Raw genomic sequence first — 17,163 nt, forward strand, 5'->3', positions numbered from 1 at the left:
CTGGAAACTAGAACCTTCCGACGGGTTAGATCGGGGCGTTCTGCTTGAGGTCGTACCCAGCCTTGATCACCGCGCCCATCGTGCCGTCGTTGCGCTGTTCGCGGTACTCGAACTCGATCTGGGCGAAGTTGATTCGGATCTGGTCCGTCGGCAGCACGCCGTCGACTTCGCCGCTAGCGTGACCGAGCTGCGAGAACGGCATGTTGCCGAGCGTACGGAACGACGACACGAGGCCGCTCGCGAACGAGATCGTCAGGAACTCCTGCTGGCCCTTGCCCGACTTGCGGCAGATCAGCTTCGCGGTTCCGATGTGCTCGCCCGTCGCACACATCAGGAACAGCTTCGGCGAAGCCTTGTTCGACACCATGCGGAACTCGAAGTCCTTCATCTCGACCTTGCCCGCGCCGCCGCCGCTGCCGAAGCCCCAGCGACCCGAATTTTCTTCCGCCCACTGCCAGCTCTGAATCTGGATCAGACCGGGGTATTGCTGATCGGTCGACTCGCCCTCGACGCCATCGATCTGCAAGAAGTAATCAACCAACGCATTTGCCATGCTATGAACTCCTAATTAGTTATAACAAGACCATATCGAAAAGACCGCTGTTGAATCCGCTGCGGAACGGTTCGACTCCGCCCCGCAACGCCTCGAACACCTCCTTCTTTAAGCGAAACCGCAACCGGCCCGGTAGTCGCGGCTCAGGTCGTCACCTCTTGCTTGGTCGACGGAAGCTTCGAAACCAATCGGAGAGAAACGGTCAAACCCTCCAGTTGGAAATGGGGGCGCAGGAAAAACTGCGCGCGATAGTAGCCGGGGTTCTCCGGAATCTCGTCGACGACCACTTCCGCCGCCGACAGCGGACGCTGCGACTTCGTGACCTCGCTCGAGATGCTCGGATCGCCGTCCACGTAGTTCATCAGCCAGTCGTTGAGCCATCGCTGCGTGTCCTCGGCCGACTTGAACGAACCGATCTTGTCGCGGACGATGCACTTCAGATAGTGCGCGAAGCGGCACGTCGCGAAGATGTACGGCAGCCGCGACGACAGGTTCGAATTCGCGGTCGCGTCGTCGTCCTCGTAGATCGCGGGGCGATGAACGGTCTTCGCGCCGATGAACGCCGCGGTGTCCGAATTCTTCCGGTACACGAGCGGCATCAGGCCGGACTCGGACAACTCATGCTCGCGGCGGTCCGAGATCGCGATTTCCGTCGGGCAGTGCAGATCGACTTCGCGATCCTGCGACGGCAGCACGAACTTCGGCAACACCTCGACCGCGCCGCCCGACTCGACGCCGCGAATCTTCGTGCACCAGCCGTAGGTCTTGAACGCGCGCGTGATGTTCGCGCCCATCGCGTACGCGGAGTTCGCCCAGCAGAAATCCTCGGCGCGGTTCGGATCGACCTTCTCCTCGAAGCCGAACTCCTCGACGGGCTGCGTCTTGGGACCGTACGGCACGCGCGCGAGGAAGCGCGGCAGCGTGAGCGCGAGATAGCGTGAGTCGTTGCTTTCGCGCAGACGGCGCCAGAATGCGTATTCGGTCGCGGTGAAGATCTTCGACACGTCGCGCGGATTCGACAGCTCGCTCCAGTCGTCCATCTGCAGCAGGCCAGGCGCGGCGGCCGCGATGAACGGCGCGTGCGCGGCCGCCGAGATCTTCGACATCTCCGTCAGGATCGACACGTCCTGCATGCTGTGATCGAAGTAGTAGTCGCCGATCAGGCAGCCGAACGGCTCGCCGCCGAACTGGCCGTACTCCTGCTCGTAGATCATCTTGAAAATCGGACTCTGGTCCCACACGACGCCCTTGAAGCGCCGCAGCGTCTTGCCGAGATCCGCTTTCGAGATGTTCAGGTAGCGGATCTTCAGGTTCTCGCTCGTGTCGGTGTTCGACACGAGATAGTGCAATCCGCGCCACGCGCCTTCGAGACTCTGGAAACGCTTGTTGTGCAGCACGAGCGTCAGCTGCTCGGAGATCTTCTTGTCCAGTTCGGCGACCAGCTGCTCGATCGTCTGCGCGACGTCCTCGCGAACCACGACCCGGCTGCGCCGCGCATACGTGAGCAGCGTCTCGACGGCGTTCTGCACCGCCTCCGCGGCCTCGTTGGTCCGCGGCCGGAACGAGCGGCGCAGGATATCCTTCAGATCCTCGTTGACGTTCTGATCGACGACTACCTTCTCGGCAGACGATTCAAGCTGCTGCATACTCATTTCGCACCCTCTTCCGGTTGTTGGTCGCCGCCTTCACCGGTGCTGCCGGATTGTTCCGTCGCCTCGGCGTCGCTCGCCCATTGCGGGCTCTTCAGCAATTCCTGGATCACGTCTTCCGCCGCGGCCTTGCCGTCCATGTAGGTCAGCAGCTCCTTCAGGCGATTGCGCGCTTCGAGCAGCGTCGACAGCTCGGGAATGCGCTTGACGACGGCTGCGGGCTCGAACGATTCCATCGACGAGAACGTCAGGTCGATCGGGATCAGCGTGCCGTCGTTGGTGAGCACGTTCTTCACGTGATAGCTGAGCGACGGCGCGATCTGCGCCATGCGCTCGTCGAAATTCTCGACGTCGACCTCCTGGAAGCGGCGATCCTCGACAGGGCCGAGCGGCTCGGTGTTGTCGCCCGACAGGTCCGCCATCACGCCCGCGACGAACGGCAGCTCGACCTTCTTCTGCGACCCGTAAACCTCGACGTCATATTCAATCTGCACGCGGGGCGCACGACTCTCCCCGATGAATTTCTGTCCATCCTTTTGTCGAACCATGATGAGCAAACCCTCTACACGAAGTTGTTCACGTTACTTGATAGAGCTCTGCGGCCGATTCAGCTGGGCCACGAGAGATGCCGCCTCGGGATAGAGCTCCGCCATCACTTCCTCGAAACCCGCCCCCAGCATTCGTTGAATCCGCGACAGGAAGATCGGCGCCGGATGACTCGGCTCGTGCGCGCGGAAATACTCGACGATCCGCTCGAGCGCCACACCGACTTCCTGCCTCGACCTCAGCGCGCCGCCCGGGCCCGCAGCGGGTGACGGAGCATCCTGCGCCGGCACGCCCGGCACCGCAGCGACTGCCGGCTCCGTGACGGCGGCGTTTGCGCTTCCCGCACTTCCCGCTTCCGGCTGCGTGAGCCGCGACGCCGCCACGCTCAACAAATCCAGCGCGCGCGAAACGTTGAGCTCTTGCTCTATTGCAGCGATCGATTCCCTGATTCTCGATAAGGAATCCTTAATGTCATGTACAAGAGTGTTCGCTCTAATGCGATAGTCGCGATCCTCCACGATCGAGGCCGCGCGCCCGCCGATCAGGTCGTTGAGCGTCGCGTCGCGATCTTCGAATCGCGAACTGCCGAGCTGATGCAGGAACTGCGGTCCCGAAATCCAGCCGAGATGAATCGAAAGCGTTTCGCCGGGCGATTCGTCAGGCAGCGCGCGAGGATGCAATTCCTCGACGGGCGCGCTCATCAGATCGGCCAGCAATCGAACGCCGTCGGCCAGCCCGGTCAATCCGCGCCGCGCGATGCACGCGCGCAGATGCCAAATGGCGACCCGGACGTCTTTCGCCTTTTTCAATAAGGCGAGACATGCGGTTTCGACCGAAGCCCACTGGAATGCGCTCTCACCTTTTCGTTGGGGCGCGTAGCCGACGGAATCGTATTCGCAGATGGCCGCGTCGATTTTGATAAAATCTTCGTCGAAATCCAGTAAATCCGGCGAGTGGCCCGGTTGTGCATCGTCGTTCATGGTCTATCCACAAATCACAGGCAACGGGAACTATCTTCGCAAAACCAGATTAGCTTGCGTTTTGTCAAAGTACCCGAACTTATTTCTTCGAATGTATTAACGACCACATAACCCGGTGCTTACTATCTGCCGGAGCGTCTTGGGGAATGAGATGAATGCGCGCCGGAAAAAGGCAAACGAACGCCCGCGGCCTCCAGGAAAATTTTCCATGGAAACCGTTTACGTCGCTGGATTTTTTCTCAGCGATATCAACCCGCCCCTTCCGCCCAGCCCGATCCCTGCAGGCCGGCAAGCGCCGGCTCTCTGCATAGACAATCGGTAAGATGCGCTTCCGTTAAATCATATACGGCGCACACATAAATCAATACGCCGCCGCGATCGCGCCGGAAATATCATCCAAGCACCGGGTTTAATCTGAAGCGTCACACCTTAAAAGCCCTCGGCGACAACGGCGTGACAATCATTCATATCGTTACAGTCTACGCTGTAAACTTATAGAACGCTCATAAATTTGGCAAGCGGAAATAATTTTTTCTTACAAACGGGACTGTAAGTTTGATTCAATGAAATTGAAATAAGAGGATTGCCTCCAGACCGGAGCGAGTATCGAGCGGGGCGGAGATTTTTATCTTGAACGGTCCTACTGAGCGACATTCGTCAGTCCGCTCGTCGATTTACTCAATCACTACTTCATACATTCAGGCCTGTTTTCTGAGACTACTTAATATGTATTCGCAATCGTTTGCGAGGCCTGTTTATCCAAGATAAACGCATCGCACCGGAATTGCAAGACGGCTGAAAATACCCGCCCCACTTGCCTCGAAGCCGATCCGGCATATGCGCGGCGCGAGTACACGCAAAGACGCCGGGTGAAACATCTTTGTTATATCAAGCTCAATTTAAACTGCGCAGGAGACAACCTTTTTGCCGGATAGACCGCATATCCGTCAAACAATCAATATCAATGCGATAGCGCCGAAATCTCGAAGACCAGCCCATGCCGCGCAGGGTGCCGTCGAAAGGCTTGAAGCTCGCCCGCTCTGTCCGGGCAGCGCCGATCGATACGGCAAGGCTGACAGCCGCGCCGCTCAGTAGGATGACGAACTGTTTTAGAGGAGATCGCGTGCCGGCGGTTTCCCGGTGAGACCGAAGACATCCTCCGGAGTGCGCGCACCTGGCCGAATAACGCGCCGCGCCTGTCGTACTGATATATAAGTTCATGAGAGCGATAGCCGGTGCGAACGTGTCGTGCGGGCGATGTCGCATGCGGCCGCCCTGTCGAAACGCCGAACCGACCAGATCGAACATTTCGATGACGATTCGCTCGCGCGCCGACGCGACAGACGACGCAAGCGATGCAGCCCGCCTTTCCGGACTAGCGTACATGTTCAACAAGCGCTCGCGCGTCCGCGCCCAACTTGACACGCCCACCGCACCGCAACGCCGACCTTCGTCAGAGCTCCGCATACGGCGCCGCCAAAACAAAACGGCGCGGCCACCATCCGGTGCCGCGCCGTTTCTCCGGTCGGCCCGAACGGAACGGAAGCCGCCGCCCGCCCGAGCCGTCGGAAGCCCGACCGTCAGGCCTTCATCGATCCGGTTCTCACATAGCGCTCGTGCCACGACAGCGCTTCGCCGAGCAGATGCGGCGTCTGCTTGCCGAAGCTCTCGCGACTCGCACGCTCGAAGTAATCCTCGAGCATCGGGCGGTAGTCGGGATGCGCGCAGTTCGCGATGACCTTGCGTGCGCGCTGCTTCGGCGACAGCCCGCGCAGATCCGCGAGCCCCTGCTCGGTCACGACGATCGCGACGTCATGCTCGGTATGGTCGACGTGGCTCGCCATCGGCACGATCCGAGAGATCGCCCCGCCCTTCGCGGTGCTCGCCGACATGAAGCACGACAGATAGCCGTTGCGCGCGAAGTCGCCGGAGCCGCCGATCCCGTTCTGGATCTTCGTGCCCATCACATGCGTCGAGTTGACGTTGCCGTAGATGTCGGCTTCGATCATCCCGTTCATCGCGACGATGCCGAGACGCCGCACCAGCTCCGGATGGTTGCTGATCTCCTGCGGACGCAGCACGATCTTCGTGCGGAACGTGTCGATCTCGTCGGCGAAGCGCTTCACCGCATCCGGGCTCAGCGACAGCGCGGTCGCCGACGCGAAGCTCAGCGTGCCGTTCGCGAGCAGGTCGAGCATGCCGTCCTGGATCACTTCGGTATACGCGGTCAGGTTCGAGAAGCCGCCTTCTCCGAGGCCGGCGAGCACCGCGTTCGTGATGTTGCCGACGCCCGACTGCAGCGGCAGCAGGTTTTCGGGCAGGCGGCCGCGCCTGATCTCGTGGCGCAGGAAATCGATCAGGAGTCCGGCGATCTGCTTCGACGTCTCGTCCGGCGCCGCGAACGCGTTGCTGCGGTCGGGCGCGTCGGTCTCGACGATCGCGACGATCTTCTCGGCCGGGCAGCGCAGATACGGCTCGCCGATCCGGTCGTCGCTCTTCACGAGCGGAATCGGCTTGCGGTCCGGCGGCAGCGCGGTGCCGTAATAGATGTCGTGCATCCCGTCGAGGCCGAGCGGCTGGCGCGAATTCACTTCGAGGATCACGCGCTTCGCCTGGTCGAGCCAGGTCTTGTTGTTGCCGATCGACGCCGACGGAATCAGGCGGCCGTCCTCGCGGATGCCCGCGACTTCGACGATCGCGACGTCCAGCTCGCCGAACAGGCCGAACCACGCGTACTGCGCGACGTGGCTCAGGTGGATGTCCTGATAGTCGAGCTCGCCCGCGTTGATCTTGTCGCGCAGCGTCGGATCGGACTGGTACGGCAGGCGCATCGAGATGCCGTTCGCCTTCGCGAGCGCGCCGTCGAGCTCGGGCGCGGTCGACGCGCCCGTCAGCACGTTGATGCGGAAGTCTTCGCCGCGCGCGTGCGAGGCGGCGATCCGCGCGGCGAGCGCGGCCGGCACGGCTTTCGGATACCCGGAGCCAGTGAAGCCGCTCATCGCGACGGTCATGTTCGGGCCGATCAGTGCGGCGGCCTCGTCGGCGGTGCGGACGAGGGGGCGCAGACTGGGTGCGAGGATACGAGAGGTTGGCATGGCTGAATGTCGAACGGTTGTATTAGATCTGGCGACGCGGCGCCGCAGGGGGTGTCTCCGGAGTGGCGCGCGCTTCCGGCGCGGACGGCGATTGCGGGCCGGCAGTGGAAGCACGGCCGGAGTATCGCAGACCGCACCGCGGCATAGTGTCCATCCGATGCAAAAGTAACTTGCCGGATTTGCTGGATATTTGCCCGAAATCAAATCCGGGCGACACGCGCGCCGCGAAGCAGGCGACGATCGCGACGACCCGGCGCCTCGCTCCCGGCAAGGACCAAACCTTACACCCGCCTTTCGCGAACGTGCAATCGAGCGTCTCAGTCACGAAAAAGCAATAAATTACAAATCCGTATATATTTCGCCGATGGACCAAAGAAAATCCACCGCCGACCGTGTTGCGAGCCCGCCGCCCCGCACCTGGGATGCGCGGCTCGCGCGCCGGCTCGTCACGCCGCTCGTCGGCACGCCGGTCACGCCCAACCACCTCACCACGCTGCGTCTTCTGATCGGCCTTGCCGGCGCCTGGTGCCTCGCGCAACCCGGCTTCGGCTGGATCAACGCCGGTGCGTTCCTGATCGTGCTGTCCAATTTCGTCGACCATACCGACGGCGAGCTCGCGCGGATCAGCGGCCAGTCGAGCAAGCTCGGCCACTTCTACGACCTCGCGAGCGACGCGCTCGTCACGGTCGCCCTCTTCGTCAGCATGGGCGCCGGCGTCGTCGCGGCGGGGGGCCAGATGGCCGCGCCGCCCGTGCTGCTCGGCGCCGTCGCGGGCGCGGCCGTCGCGCTGATCTTCTTCCTGCGGATGCGGATCGAGTCGTTCGCCGGCAAGGCGGGCACGAAGCAGGCGTTCATCGGCGGCTTCGAGACCGAGGACGTGCTGTATCTGCTGCCCGTCGTCACGCTGCTCGACGGCGTCGAGCCGTTCCTCCTCGCGGCGGCGATCGGCGCGCCGCTCTTCGCGGCGTGGGTCGTGATCGACTACTGGCGCATCGTGCGCCGCGGCGGCGCGTCCCGCGCGCCCCATCCAACCGAAATCCAACCGACCAAATGATCACGGACTCCGAAGCTCGCGCGGCGCGCGGCACGCTCGACGAAGCCGTCGCCGCGCGCGTCGGCGCGCTCGACGCCGCGCGCCTGCGCGGCGAGTTCGCGCGCCAGGACGCGTTTCTCTATCTGGACGAGTTCCTGCCGAAGGATCTCGCCGGCCGCCTCGCCGACTGCGCCCGCGCGCTGCAGTCCGACATCAACCGCAACTACCTGCCGGGCCACAAGCAAGGCGGCAGCGTGAGCCGCCATACGATCGACGCGAAGGCGCCGTTCATCGCCGAGCTGTACCGCTCGAAGGCGCTCGTCGGCTTTCTCGAGGCGCTGACGGGCGACAAGCTGCTGCCGTCGCCGGATGACGATCCGCACGCGTACGCGCTGTACTACTACACGAAGCCGGGCGATCACATCGGTTGGCACTACGACACGTCGTACTACGACGGCCGCCGCTACACGCTGCTCTTCGGCGTGATCGACGATTCGTCGTCCCGGCTCGACTACGAGCTGCACACGCGCAACCCGGACGTGCCCGACGCGCCGGGCTCGGTGCAGATCGCGCACGGCGGCATCGTGTTCTTCGACGGCGACAAGCTGCGCCACCGCGTGACGCCGCTCGGCGAGAACGAGATTCGCGTATCGCTGACGTTCGAGTACGTGACCAACCCCGGCATGCGGCCGTGGAAGCGCTTCGTGTCGAACATGAAGGACGCGATCGCGTACTTCGGCTTCCGTCAGGTATTCAAGCAAACGGCGACGCGCCGCCCGTCGCGCTCATGACACGCACCGGCATGATCCTGCTGTCGCTCGGGACAGCGGCGTTCGTCGCCCTCCTCGCGTGGCAGGGCTTCGGCGCGGTCGCGGCGACGCTGTTCGCGGCCGGCTGGGGGCTCGCGCTCGTCGCGGCGTTCCATCTGGTGCCGCTCGTCATCGACGCGACCGCGATCGCGGTGATGTTCCGCAGCGGCGAGCCCGGCAGCGCGCTCGGCGACGCGCTGCGCGCGCGCTGGGTCGGCGAATCGGTGAACAGCCTGCTGCCCGCCGGGCAAATCGGCGGGCCAGTGCTGATGGTCCGCTATCTCGCGCAGCGCGGCACGCGCCTCGCGGACGCGGCGGCCGCGATCACGGTCAGCACGACGATGCAGGCGCTCGCGCAGATGGTGTTCGCGCTCGTCGGCATCGCGGCATTCAGCGCGTACGCGACGCACGAAGCCGCCGCGCATCTGCGCACGCCGGCGCTCGTCGCGACCGCGGTGCTGGGCGGCTGCGCCGCGCTCTTCTATTTCGCGCAGCGCCGCGGCCTGTTCGGACGCGGCCTGCGCGCCGCGTCGAGGCTGCTCGGCCCGCGCGACTGGTCGTCGCTCGCGACGCGCGCGGACGCGATCGACGATGCGGTCGGCAGGCTGTACCGCGAGCGAGCGAAGGTCCGCTCGACGTTCGTGCTGAGCTTCATCGGCTGGATCGTCGGCACCGCGGAAGTATGGCTCGCGCTGCGCTTCCTCGGCCACCCGGTGAGCTGGCTCGACGCGCTGCTGCTCGAGAGCGTCGGGCAGGCGATCCGCGGCGCGGCGTTCGCGATCCCGGGCTCGCTCGGCGCGCAGGAAGGCGGCTATCTGCTGCTCGCGCCGCTCGTCGGGCTGCCGCCCGACGCGGCGCTCGCGCTGTCGCTCGCGAAGCGCGCGCGCGAGCTCGCGCTCGGCCTGCCCGGCATCCTGTATCTGCATTTCAGTGAAAGAAACTGGCAGCGGCGGCGCGCGCCGCAGCCGATCGCCGACTGATCCGGCGACGAGACGGTCGGCGTCCTTTGCGTGGAGAACTCATGCGAGCCATCATTCTTGCGGCGGGCCTAGGCCTGCGCCTGCAACTGCCTCCCGAGGCGCAATTCCCGAAGTGCCTGCTGCGCTTCGACGACACGTCGCTCCTCGAGCGGCACCTGCGCGTGCTCGACGCGGCCGGCGTCGACGAGATCGTGCTCGCGCTCGGCTTCCAGTCCGAGAAGGTCGATGCCGAGCTCGCGCGCCTGAACCGACAGGCCGAGATCGTGCTGAACCCGCGCTACGACCTCGGCAGCGTGCTGACCGTCCACACGGCCGCCGACGCGCTCACGCGCGGCGGCGACGTGCTGCTGATGGACGCCGACGTGCTCTACGACGACAGCATCCTCCACGCGCTCGTGGCGGATCCGTCGCGCGCGGTCGATCGCCTCCTGATCGACCGCGATTTCGAGGCGGGCGACGAGCCCGTCAAGCTGTGCGTGAAGGACGGCGTGCCCGTCGAGCTGCGCAAGCAGGTCGCCGCGGGCCTCGAGTACGACACGATCGGCGAATCGGTCGGCTTCTTCCGCTTCAGCGAAGGCACCGCGCGGCGGCTTGCCGAGATCGTCGCGGGCTACGTCGACGGCGGCCGCGCGAACATGCCGCACGAGGAGGCGGTGCGCGACCTGCTGCTCAAAGGCGGCCGCACGTTCGACATCGCGGACGTGACGGGCGCGCCGTGGATCGAAATCGATTTTCCGGGGGACGTCGCGCGAGCGCGCGACGAGGTCTTGCCACAAATCCAACGCACGATAGGGGCCATCCGATGAATGCACGCGAACCGAACTTCACCGAATCGCGCAGCGCGCGGCTGCGACGGATGCTCACGAGCAGCGAGCTCGAATTCCTGATGGAGGCGCACAACGGCCTGTCCGCGCGGATCGTCCGCGAGGCGGGCTTCAAGGGGATCTGGGCGTCGGGCCTCGCGATCTCCGCGCAATTCGGTGTGCGCGACAACAACGAGGCGAGCTGGACGCAGGTCGTCGACGTGCTCGAATTCATGGCCGACGCGAGCGATCTGCCGATCCTGCTCGACGGCGACACCGGCTACGGCAACTTCAACAACGTGCGCCGCCTCGTGAAGAAGCTCGAGCAGCGCGGCATCGCCGGCGTGTGCATCGAGGACAAGCAGTTCCCGAAGACCAACAGCTTCATCGACGGCGAGCGCCAGCCGCTCGCCGAGATCGACGAGTTCTGCGGCAAGATCAAGGCCGGCAAGGATTCGCAGAGCGATCCGGATTTCTCGATCGTCGCGCGCGTCGAGGCGCTGATCGCCGGCTGGGGGATGGACGAGGCGCTGCGCCGCGCGAACGCGTATGCCGAGGCGGGCGCGGACGCGATCCTGATCCACAGCAAGCTGTCGCGGCCCGACGAGATCCTGCGGTTCGCGCGCGAATGGAGCGGCCGCGCGCCGCTCGTCATCGTGCCGACCAAGTACTACAGCACGCCGACCGACGTGTTCCGCCAGGCCGGCATCAGCACCGTGATCTGGGCGAACCATCTGATCCGCGCGTCCGCGTCCGCGATGCAGGCGGTCGCCCGCGAAATTCAGGACAGCGAGACACTCGTCAACGTCGAGGAGCGCGTCGCGAGCGTCAACGAGATCTTCCGCCTGCAGGATGCCGACGAATACTCGGCCGCCGAGCGGATCTACCTGTCGTCGTCGTCGCGCGCGTCGAACGCCGCGCTCGTGCTCGCGGCGAGCCGCGGCGCGGGGCTCGAGGCCGTCACCGAGGACAAGCCGAAGGTGATGCTGCCGATCGCCGGCAAGCCGCTCTTGCGCTGGCTCGTCGACGGCTTCAAGAAGCAGGGCGTGAACGACATCACGGTCGTCGGCGGCTATCGCGCGGACGCGATCGACACGTCCGGCGTGAAGCTCGTCGTCAACGAGCGGCACGCGGAAACGGGCGAGCTCGCGTCGCTCGCCTGCGCGGCCGAGCGCCTCTCGGGCGACACCGTGATCTCGTACGGCGACCTGCTGTTCCGCAGCTACATCCTGCGCGATCTCGCCGAGAGCGAGGCCGAGTTCAGCGTCGTCGTCGATTCGTCGCAGACGCAGCCGTCGAACCAGAGCGTGCGCGACTTCGCGTTGTGCTCGGCCGCCGACGACCGCGGGCTGTTCGGCCAGAAGGCCCTGCTGCGCAGCGTGTCGAGCGATGCGAGCGAAGGTGAGCCGCACGGCCGCTGGATCGGTCTCCTTAACGTCCGCGGGGCGGGCATCGCGCGGCTGAAGGCGATGCTCGACACGCTGAAGGCCCGCGCCGATTTCGATTCGCTCGATCTGCCGGCGCTCCTGAACGCGCTCGTCGACGCGGGCGAGAAGATCGAGGTGCAATACGTGCACGGCCACTGGCGCGGCGTCAACGATCTCGACGACTTCCGCCGCGCGGGCGACTTCGCGCACGGCCAGACGCCGTACGCGGAGCAGAACACGGCCAACGGGGGCGCGAGATGATCGAAGCCGCCCAGTTCGTCGAGGCAGCGCGCACGCGCGGCTTCGACTGGTACGCCGGCGTCCCGTGCTCGTATCTGACGCCGTTCATCAATTACGTGCTGCAGGACCCGGCGCTCCATTACGTGTCGGCCGCGAACGAAGGCGACGCGGTCGCGCTCGTCGCGGGCGCGACGCTCGGCGGCCGGCGCGGGATCGCGATGATGCAGAACTCGGGGCTCGGCAACGCGGTGAGCCCGCTCACGTCGCTCACGTGGACGTTCCGGCTGCCGCAGCTCCTGATCGTCACGTGGCGCGGCCAGCCGGGCGTGCCCGACGAGCCGCAGCACGCGCTGATGGGCCCGATCACGCCGGCGATGCTCGATACGATGGAAATCCCGTGGGAGACGTTTCCGGCCGACGCGGACGCGATCGGCCCGGCGCTCGACCGCGCGATCGCGCACATGGACGCGACGGGCCGCCCGTACGCGCTCGTGATGCAGAAAGGCAGCGTCGCGCCGTACGCGCTGAAGCACGCGGCGATGCCCGAGCGCCGCGCGCACGTCGCCGCGCGCTCGACGCCGCGCGCCGCCGCGCCCGCCGACTGGCCGGCGCGACGCGACGCGCTCGCGCGGATCGTCGAGCGCACGCCGGTCGATTCGACGGTCGTGCTCGCATCGACGGGCTTCTGCGGCCGCGAGCTGTACGCGCTCGACGACCGCCCGAACCAGCTTTACATGGTCGGCTCGATGGGCTGCGTGACGCCGCTCGCGCTCGGCCTCGCGCTCGCGCGGCCGGATCTGACCGTCGTCGCGGTCGACGGCGACGGCGCCGCGCTGATGCGGATGGGCGCGTTCGCGACGCTCGGCGCGTACGGGCCGTCGAACCTCGTGCATCTGCTGCTCGACAACGGCGCGCACGAATCGACGGGCGGCCAGGCGACCGTGTCGCACCACGTGTCGTTCGCGGGCGTCGCGGCCGCGTGCGGCTACGCGTCCGCGGTCGAAGGCGACGAGCTCGGCGTGCTCGACGCCGCGCTCGACGCCGCGCGCGCGGGCGAGCAGGCCGCGCAGCGAGGCGGCGCGCACTTCGCGCGGCTCGCGATCCGCACCGGCGCGCCCGACGGCCTGCCTCGCCCGACCGTGACGCCCGTCGACGTGAAAGCGCGCCTGATGCGCCACATCGGCGCGGCGCCAGTCTGACAAGGAGTACGAAGATGCTGTTGCTGAACCCCGGTCCCGTGACGCTGACGGAGCGCGTGCGCCGCAGCCTCCTCCAGCCGGATCTGTGCCACCGCGAAAGCGAGTTCTTCGATCTGCAGGACGAGGCGCGCGCGCGGCTCGTCGCCGCCTACGCGCTCGATCCGGCCGAATGGAGCGCGGTGCTGATGACGGGCTCCGGCACGGCCGCGGTCGAGAGCATGATCGCCGCGCTCGTCCCCGAAAACGGCAAGCTGCTCGTGATCGAGAACGGCGTGTACGGCGAGCGGATCACGCAGATCGCGACGCAATACCGGATCGCGCACGACGTGTCGAAGCACGACTGGATGCAGGCGCCCGATCTCGAACGCATCGCCGGGAAGCTCGACGCCGATCGCGCGATCACGCACGTCGCCGTGATCCATCACGAGACGACGACGGGGCGCCTGAACGGCCTCGACGCGCTCGCCGCCGTGTGCCGCGCGCGCGGCGTGCGGATGCTCGTCGACGGCGTGAGCAGCTTCGGCGCGGAAGCGATCGATTTTGCGGGCGGCGACATCGACGCCGTCGCCGCAACCGCGAACAAGTGCCTGCACGGCGTGCCGGGCGCGGCGTTCGTGATCGTGCGCCGCCGCGCGCTCGCGTCGGCCGCGAGCCGCGCGTACTACCTCGATCTCGGGCGGCTCGCGAAGCTGCAGGACGTGCGCAACACGCCGTTCACGCCGTCGGTGCATGCGTACTACGCGCTCGTCGAGGCGCTGCGCGAGTTCGACGAAGCAGGCGGCTGGCGCGCGCGCCACGCGCGCTACGCGGCGCTCGCCGAGCAGGTGAGCGCCGGGCTCGCCGCGCGCGGGATGCCGCTCGTGCTGCCGGACGGCGAATCGTCGGTCGTGCTGCGCGCTTACCGGCTCCCCGCCGGCGTCGCGTACGAGCGGCTGCACGACGGGCTCAAGGCGCGCGGCTTCGTGATCTACGCGGGCCAGGGCGGCCTGTCGAGTGAATTGTTCCGCGTGTCGACGATGGGCGCAATCGAGCCGGCGGACGTCGAACGCCTGCTCGACGGCTTCTCGGCGCTCGCGCGCTGACGTCCTCGTGACGCGAGCGGCGCCGCGCACGAGCGCGGCGCCGTTTTTCTTCGATCGCCCACCCGCGCGCTTCCTTCATCATGCCGTCGCGCGGCGGACCATCTCGGTCGTGCGTGCACATCGTCGTCCGTCGATTCGACGGGGCGAACAGCGCGCCCCTCCCGCTTTCATCGCACCGGGCGCGGAGCGCACTCGCGGGTCATCTGTGATCGATTCGGATGCAACGGGGCCGCGGCGTGCGCCCGTTTCGTCCGGGCATGCGTGCGCATCATCGCCTGTCGATTCGGATCCGACAGCCCAGCGACGCGCCCTCTATGGTCCGCCGCATCAGTCGGGCGGCCGTCCGCTCGGATCATGCGCGCGCGTCATCGTCGATCGATACGGATTCGACGAATTCGACGGAACCGGCAGCGCGCCGCCGGATCGAGCCGCGTCGCCCGTTCGCCCGCGTTCAGCGCCCGCGCCCGTACATCGCCCGCGCGGCGTCCTTGCACGGATCGAAGAACCACGCATGCGCGGCCAGCACCTCGTTCGCCAGCGCCGGACCAGCCAGTTCCGGCGTGCCGACGCCGAACGGCGGGCGCGGATGATATTCGATCGTCAGCTCGACGTGCTTCGCCTGCTCGACGCCGCGCAACTCGGCCAGCACGAGCAGCGCGGCCTCGAAGCCGCCCGTGGCCGGGCCGGCCGTATACAGATTGCCGTCGATCACGACCTCGCCGCCGTCGACGGGCTGCGCGCCGAGATCCGCGAGCGCATCGAGCACGTGGAAATTGGTCGTCGCCCGGCGGCCGTCGAGCAGGCCCGCCGCGCCGAGCAGCAGCACGCCGCCGCAGATGCCGATCACGTAGCGCGCGCGGCTCGCGTGCCGGCGCACGAACGCCACCACCTCTTCGTCGGCGATCACGTCGGCCGGCACCGCGCCGACAACGAGCGCATCGAGATCGTCCGGACAATCGGCAAAGGCCGTCGTCGCCGCGATCGGGAACGGCGGCAGCGCGGAGATCGCATCGCGCGTCTTCCACAGCATGTGCAGCTCGGTCCGCGGCGCGAAGCCGAACACGGCGTGCGCGCCGAAGAGATCCATCACGGCGACGCCGGGCGCGAGGAGAAAACCGATTTTCAGAGGTCGTTGTGCAGTCGGGGACACGGGTCGTCCTTTTCGAAAAGTGAGGATGAGACGCAGGCTGAGCGGGACGAAACGCAGCGCCCCGCACGACAACCAGCTTAGCGCGCGGTCGGTTGGCGGTTGTGCCAAACTGGTTGCAGTTTCCGCCAACGCTTCCCCGATGCGCGCATGATCGTCTACATCCTCGTCTTTCCGGACGTGAATCTCCTGGACCTGTCGGGTCCGCTGCAGGTGCTGTCGAGCGCCAACGAACTCGCACGCGAAACCGGCGCGGCCGAACCGTACGACATCCGCGTCGTCGCGCACGGCAGGCGCAGCGTGCCGACGTCGACAGGCGTGTCGCTGTCGACGCGGCCGCTTCCGCCCGTCGACGCGCCGGCGGACACGGTGATCGTCGCGGGCGGCATCGGCATCGGCGTCGACGCGGCCGCGCGCGACGCCAACACGCTCGCATGGCTCGGCGCGCACGCGCGGCAGGCGAGGCGCGTCGTGTCGATCTGCAGCGGCGCGTTCCTGCTCGCCGCGTGCGGGCTGCTCGACGGCCGCCGCGCGGTCACGCACTGGCAGTGCTGCGACGAACTCGCGCGGCGCTATCCGCAGGTGCGCGTCGAGCGCGCGCCGATCTTCGTGCAGGACGGGCCGATCTGGACGTCCGCGGGCGTCACGGCCGGCATCGACCTGTGCCTGCGCCTCGTGACGAACGACTGCGGCCATACGCTCGCGCTCGCGGTCGCGCGCCATCTCGTCGTGTTCCTCGTGCGGCCCGGCAGCCAGGCGCAGTTCAGCGCGTCGATCGAGCTGCAGAGCGCGTCCGGGCAGTTCGCCGATCTCCATGCGTGGATCCGGCGCCACCTGAGCGCGGACCTGTCGGTGCCGACGCTCGCGGCCCGCGTGAACATGAGCGAGCGCAGCTTCGTGCGCCACTACCGGAACACGTTCGGCACGACGCCCGCGAAAGCGGTCGAGCGCATCCGGGTCGAGACCGCGCGGAACCTGCTTAGCGAAACCGCGCTGCCAGTCAAGCAGATCGCGCAGCGCTGCGGGTTCGGCAGCGTCGCGACGCTGCGGCGCAGCTTCGCGCGCGCATTCGATACGTCGCTGCACGACTATCGCGACCGGTTTCGCGGCGCGTAGCGCGCGGCATGCAGCGCGCGAGAACGAATCCGCCTCCACGACACCGACAACGGTCGCCGTCGCCGCCAGACAGTCCATCGAGCGCGCCTTCGGATCGCGACCTCGCCCGGCGTCGCGACGGAGACGGCCGCGTTGCGCAACCCGCCGCATCGGCGCGGCATCATCGCTCGAAGCGCTTCACAGCATCGCGCCGCCACATGCCGCGCGACGCAATCGCCCGGTGACGACGCAGCGAGCACGCCGAGCCATGCCGAACTGCCGCGGCCGAATGCGCATCGATCGGACATCGAATCGATATTCCACTGCCGTGCCGGCCGGCGCATCCGCCGGCAACCATCGCCCAACGAGCCGCGCCTCGCGCAACCCACCACGCCCGCATCATGCATGCGAATCGCCACGCGGCGTTTTCGCCGAGATGGACAGCGCATCATGCTTAGGTTAGCGTAACGATCGACTCCGCCGCTTCGCGCGTCGCGCATGGCGGTCATGCCTTCCCGCCTACTC

15 protein-coding genes are annotated in these 17,163 nt (G+C 66.7%); 8 read left to right on the forward strand and 7 right to left on the reverse strand.

Annotation, left to right across the window (positions count from 1 at the left end; genetic code table 11):
- Positions 1 to 25 precede the first annotated feature (25 nt).
- The 6 genes from BG90_RS29910 to BG90_RS29930 all read right to left on the reverse strand — a co-directional run bounded on the left by BG90_RS29910 (position 26) and on the right by BG90_RS29930 (position 6,823).
- The gene (locus BG90_RS29910) at positions 26 to 553 is read right to left on the reverse strand and encodes an Hcp family type VI secretion system effector (RefSeq protein ID WP_010108180.1); all 528 of its coding nucleotides are present in this window, start codon (positions 551 to 553) and stop codon (positions 26 to 28) included.
- A gap of 143 nt (positions 554 to 696) precedes the next feature.
- Positions 697 to 2,199, reverse strand: coding sequence for a type VI secretion system contractile sheath large subunit (gene tssC / locus BG90_RS29915; protein ID WP_010108179.1), 1,503 nt, complete (start codon positions 2,197 to 2,199; stop codon positions 697 to 699).
- Between the two features lie 2 nt (positions 2,200 to 2,201).
- Positions 2,202 to 2,750 (reverse strand): type VI secretion system contractile sheath small subunit, encoded by a 549-nt coding sequence (gene tssB, locus BG90_RS29920; RefSeq protein ID WP_010108178.1) that lies wholly within the window; start codon positions 2,748 to 2,750, stop codon positions 2,202 to 2,204.
- 33 nt (positions 2,751 to 2,783) lie between these two features.
- A complete protein-coding gene (locus BG90_RS29925; protein ID WP_010118078.1) occupies positions 2,784 to 3,728 on the reverse strand; it encodes a type VI secretion system protein TssA in 945 nt (314 codons plus the stop codon).
- Positions 3,729 to 4,622: 894 nt separating this feature from the next.
- Complete coding sequence (locus BG90_RS35955; RefSeq protein ID WP_124072386.1) at positions 4,623 to 5,120, reverse strand: hypothetical protein; 498 nt, start codon at positions 5,118 to 5,120, stop codon at positions 4,623 to 4,625.
- Between the two features lie 188 nt (positions 5,121 to 5,308).
- On the reverse strand, positions 5,309 to 6,823 hold the full coding sequence (locus BG90_RS29930) for an acetyl-CoA hydrolase/transferase family protein (RefSeq protein ID WP_010108176.1): 1,515 nt from the start codon (positions 6,821 to 6,823) through the stop codon (positions 5,309 to 5,311).
- Between the two features lie 364 nt (positions 6,824 to 7,187).
- Here BG90_RS29930 and BG90_RS29935 point away from each other — a divergent pair, with 364 nt between their 5' ends.
- From BG90_RS29935 to BG90_RS29965, 7 genes are read left to right on the forward strand one after another with little or no spacing between them, the layout of a single operon-like run.
- Positions 7,188 to 7,877 carry a CDP-alcohol phosphatidyltransferase family protein gene (locus BG90_RS29935; protein ID WP_010108175.1) on the forward strand — a complete coding sequence of 230 codons (690 nt, stop codon included), beginning with the start codon at positions 7,188 to 7,190 and terminating at the stop codon, positions 7,875 to 7,877.
- On the forward strand, positions 7,874 to 8,647 hold the full coding sequence (locus BG90_RS29940) for a 2OG-Fe(II) oxygenase family protein (protein ID WP_045568511.1): 774 nt from the start codon (positions 7,874 to 7,876) through the stop codon (positions 8,645 to 8,647). The genes BG90_RS29935 and BG90_RS29940 overlap by 4 nt, the downstream gene beginning before the upstream one ends.
- Complete coding sequence (locus BG90_RS29945) at positions 8,644 to 9,645, forward strand: HpnL family protein (RefSeq protein WP_010108170.1); 1,002 nt, start codon at positions 8,644 to 8,646, stop codon at positions 9,643 to 9,645. The genes BG90_RS29940 and BG90_RS29945 overlap by 4 nt, the downstream gene beginning before the upstream one ends.
- Positions 9,646 to 9,686: 41 nt before the next feature.
- Complete coding sequence (locus tag BG90_RS29950; protein ID WP_010118072.1) at positions 9,687 to 10,451, forward strand: phosphocholine cytidylyltransferase family protein; 765 nt, start codon at positions 9,687 to 9,689, stop codon at positions 10,449 to 10,451.
- Positions 10,448 to 12,136: a phosphoenolpyruvate mutase gene (gene aepX, locus BG90_RS29955; RefSeq protein WP_010118070.1), complete on the forward strand. Its 1,689-nt coding sequence runs from the start codon at positions 10,448 to 10,450 to the stop codon at positions 12,134 to 12,136. Before BG90_RS29950 ends, aepX begins: the two co-directional genes overlap by 4 nt.
- Complete coding sequence (gene aepY / locus BG90_RS29960) at positions 12,133 to 13,314, forward strand: phosphonopyruvate decarboxylase (RefSeq protein ID WP_045568512.1); 1,182 nt, start codon at positions 12,133 to 12,135, stop codon at positions 13,312 to 13,314. The genes aepX and aepY overlap by 4 nt, the downstream gene beginning before the upstream one ends.
- Positions 13,315 to 13,328: 14 nt before the next feature.
- Positions 13,329 to 14,396: a 2-aminoethylphosphonate aminotransferase gene (locus BG90_RS29965; RefSeq protein ID WP_010118064.1), complete on the forward strand. Its 1,068-nt coding sequence runs from the start codon at positions 13,329 to 13,331 to the stop codon at positions 14,394 to 14,396.
- Positions 14,397 to 14,847: 451 nt separating this feature from the next.
- On the opposite strand, the gene BG90_RS29970 is transcribed toward BG90_RS29965, so the two are convergent.
- Entirely contained in the window at positions 14,848 to 15,546 is a 699-nt protein-coding gene (locus tag BG90_RS29970) for a DJ-1/PfpI family protein (RefSeq protein ID WP_045568513.1), read from the reverse strand.
- Positions 15,547 to 15,693: 147 nt separating this feature from the next.
- Here BG90_RS29970 and BG90_RS29975 point away from each other — a divergent pair, with 147 nt between their 5' ends.
- Entirely contained in the window at positions 15,694 to 16,659 is a 966-nt protein-coding gene (locus BG90_RS29975) for a GlxA family transcriptional regulator (protein ID WP_010118062.1), read from the forward strand.
- Positions 16,660 to 17,163: the final 504 nt, after the last annotated feature.

The sequence above is a fragment of the Burkholderia oklahomensis C6786 genome (assembly GCF_000959365.1).
In the GTDB taxonomy this organism is placed as follows: domain Bacteria; phylum Pseudomonadota; class Gammaproteobacteria; order Burkholderiales; family Burkholderiaceae; genus Burkholderia; species Burkholderia oklahomensis.

Excerpts from the sequence above, each read along its gene's own strand:
- BG90_RS29975 (WP_010118062.1), top strand. The coding sequence starts at position 15,694 with ATGATCGTCTACATCCTCGTCTTTCCGGACGTGAATCTCCTGGACCTG.
- BG90_RS29940 (WP_045568511.1), top strand. The coding sequence starts at position 7,874 with ATGATCACGGACTCCGAAGCTCGCGCGGCGCGCGGCACGCTCGACGAA.
- BG90_RS29925 (WP_010118078.1), bottom strand. The coding sequence starts at position 3,728 with ATGAACGACGATGCACAACCGGGCCACTCGCCGGATTTACTGGATTTC.
- BG90_RS29945 (WP_010108170.1), top strand. The coding sequence starts at position 8,644 with ATGACACGCACCGGCATGATCCTGCTGTCGCTCGGGACAGCGGCGTTC.
- tssB (WP_010108178.1), bottom strand. The coding sequence starts at position 2,750 with ATGGTTCGACAAAAGGATGGACAGAAATTCATCGGGGAGAGTCGTGCG.
- BG90_RS29965 (WP_010118064.1), top strand. The coding sequence starts at position 13,329 with ATGCTGTTGCTGAACCCCGGTCCCGTGACGCTGACGGAGCGCGTGCGC.
- BG90_RS29935 (WP_010108175.1), top strand. The coding sequence starts at position 7,188 with ATGGACCAAAGAAAATCCACCGCCGACCGTGTTGCGAGCCCGCCGCCC.
- BG90_RS29930 (WP_010108176.1), bottom strand. The coding sequence starts at position 6,823 with ATGCCAACCTCTCGTATCCTCGCACCCAGTCTGCGCCCCCTCGTCCGC.
- BG90_RS29910 (WP_010108180.1), bottom strand. The coding sequence starts at position 553 with ATGGCAAATGCGTTGGTTGATTACTTCTTGCAGATCGATGGCGTCGAG.
- aepY (WP_045568512.1), top strand. The coding sequence starts at position 12,133 with ATGATCGAAGCCGCCCAGTTCGTCGAGGCAGCGCGCACGCGCGGCTTC.
- tssC (WP_010108179.1), bottom strand. The coding sequence starts at position 2,199 with ATGCAGCAGCTTGAATCGTCTGCCGAGAAGGTAGTCGTCGATCAGAAC.
- BG90_RS29950 (WP_010118072.1), top strand. The coding sequence starts at position 9,687 with ATGCGAGCCATCATTCTTGCGGCGGGCCTAGGCCTGCGCCTGCAACTG.
- aepX (WP_010118070.1), top strand. The coding sequence starts at position 10,448 with ATGAATGCACGCGAACCGAACTTCACCGAATCGCGCAGCGCGCGGCTG.